The organism is Geminocystis sp. CENA526 (assembly GCF_050753365.1).
Classification (GTDB): domain Bacteria; phylum Cyanobacteriota; class Cyanobacteriia; order Cyanobacteriales; family Cyanobacteriaceae; genus Geminocystis.
In genome coordinates this window covers 1-2,343 of record NZ_JBLZFY010000224.1, presented here as the reverse complement: position 1 = coordinate 2,343, position 2,343 = coordinate 1, and the positions used below count along the sequence as shown (strand labels likewise).

1 protein-coding gene is annotated in these 2,343 nt (G+C 38.8%); it reads left to right on the top strand.

Annotation, left to right across the window (positions count from 1 at the left end; all coding sequences use genetic code 11):
• The first annotated feature begins 47 nt into the window (after positions 1-47).
• Positions 48-2,246 carry an Hsp70 family protein gene (locus ACN4EE_RS22895; protein ID WP_431708822.1) on the top strand — a complete coding sequence of 733 codons (2,199 nt, stop codon included), beginning with the start codon at positions 48-50 and terminating at the stop codon, positions 2,244-2,246.
• Positions 2,247-2,343 lie beyond the last annotated feature (97 nt).

Here is a 2,343-nt window from a genome sequence, read left to right as displayed (position 1 = left end):
AAGTCTAACTGATAAGTAAATATAAACAAAAATTTAAGTACAAAATTATGGGAAACATAGTCGGAATCGATTTAGGTACAACCAACTCCGTTGCCTCTTTCAAATTTGCTACTACTCAAGTAGTAGAAGGAAAAGAAGGTGCATTAGTTCGATCGATCGTTGCCTTTCGTGATAATAATTTAATAGTAGGTAAAGAAGCCTATAACCAGTTATTGCAAGACCCTGAAAATGTTATTATTTCCATCAAGCGTTTAATGGGGCGTGGTTTTGGCGATGACGTAGTGCAACAACAGTTAAAAAACTTCGGTTATAAAATCACCCAATCCAAAGAAGGTACAGAAAATAGTATTGCGGTATCTTTAGGAGGAAAAGAATATCAACCCGAAGACATCAGCGCCGAAATTTTAAAACAAGTGGTGAAAAATGCCCAAGAATATCAGGAAAATCAAGGGCAACAGGGGAAAATTACTAAAGCAGTAATTACTATTCCAGCGTATTTCAACGATAAGCAACGCTACGCTACCGAAATTGCCTCTATTAAAGCAGGGTTAGGAAAACCAATTTTATTACCTGAACCCACTGCCGCCGCTATTTCCTACGGTTTTAACCCTAATAGCGATGATGTAAAAACCATTCTAGTATATGACTTTGGAGGTGGTACGTTTGACTCATCTTTATTAACGGTATCGGGAAATCAATTTATCGAATCTGGCAAAGCTGGTGATTTGTGGTTAGGGGGTGACGACATCGATGATAAATTAGCAGAGTTGGTTAAGCAAAAGGTAGCAAAAGAGGAAGGGTTAGACAGTATTGATAGTTTAATCGCCAATATGCCCTATTATCAGCAAGTGCGATTTAAGGCGGATTTGAAAATTGCCACCGAAAGGGCAAAAATTGACTTGAGTAGCAAAACCGAAGCCAAAGTTAATCCTTCGACTCCTCTCCTTGATGAGTTTGGTATGGCGATTCCTATTGATGTGACTATCACAAGGGGAGAATTTGAGGCGATGATTTTACCCTTAGTCAAACGCAGTATTGAAATTTGTCGAGATGCTATCAAATATTCTGACTATCCTGAAGACATGATTGATATAGTTTTGTTAGTGGGTGGTTCAAGTCAGATACCATTAGTACAAGAGGAAGTGAAAAAGGCTTTTGGTAGTGATAAAGTTGTGGTGCATCCTCGCCCAATGTATGGAGTTGCTGAAGGTGCAGGTATTATGTCGGCAGGAGTCACCGAAATTGTCGGCACGGTATCCCGTGATTATTGTATCGAATTAGTGAATGAGCCTCGTTTTCAGTTAATCAACCAAGGGGATGTGTTACCGATTCAAAAAAGTCATACCTTTAAAACTGAAGCAGATGGGCAAGAATTGATACATTTTAAATTTTTTAGCCCTGATAAAGTAAAGGATGGTATTGAGTTAGGAAAAAAACATGATGAGCGTATTGGGGATATGTGGTTGGCACTTGATAAACCTTACCCCAGAGGCACAGAGGTTGATGTGATGGTAGAGTTAGACGAAGAAAACTCGGCTTTGACTATGACTGCTAGTCTCAAAAATAATCATGCTATTCGTGTCAGTGGCTCATTTTCTCGTGGTAATCAGGATGAAAAAATTGCTTCTCAGGTGGAGGGGTTAATTAAACAACTCAATGACGAAGGTGATTTGACAGAAATTGGTGTGCAACGAGTCAATGAATTAGCAGGGGAGATAGTAAGGGCATCTAATCAAATATATCTTAACGGAGTTTTACAGCACGATCGAAAACAAGTAGCGGAAGAAAAGTTGAAAGAGTTACAGGCTTTTGCTTGTAGCGATCGAGATACTATCCTGATGTACATTAGAGATTTTGATTTTGCTCTCAAGTTTGGCACAAATCTGATGCACAATGATCAAATTAATCGTTTGAAACTATTATTATCACAAATGAACGATTCGATCGACACCAATAATATTTCAGCCATGCAGAAATTAGCAGAAGATGGTAGTCGAGAATTTGATAATCTGCCTCAATTAATCCATATTCTGATTTTAGTCAAAGTGGGAGTAATTCGGGCTAATCGTATTGCACCTGCGCACGGCAAGGTATTAGAAAATAAATTCTTTACGGTATTAGATGCCATTGAAAAAGGAGACGGCACTACCGCCGATAGGATTTTACCAGATTTAATCGAAGAAGTACGGGAGTATTTAGATCAAGATTTACCTACTGGCACAGTTGCCACTGGCTTAACCCGTTAACCAATGATAAAAATGTTGGGTTGCACCTTGTTTAACCCAACCTACTATTTATTAAACACTGTAGGGCGATGCACACCCCACCAAAACTGATTGTCAT

Excerpts from the sequence above, each read along its gene's own strand:
- ACN4EE_RS22895 (WP_431708822.1), top strand. The coding sequence starts at position 48 with ATGGGAAACATAGTCGGAATCGATTTAGGTACAACCAACTCCGTTGCC.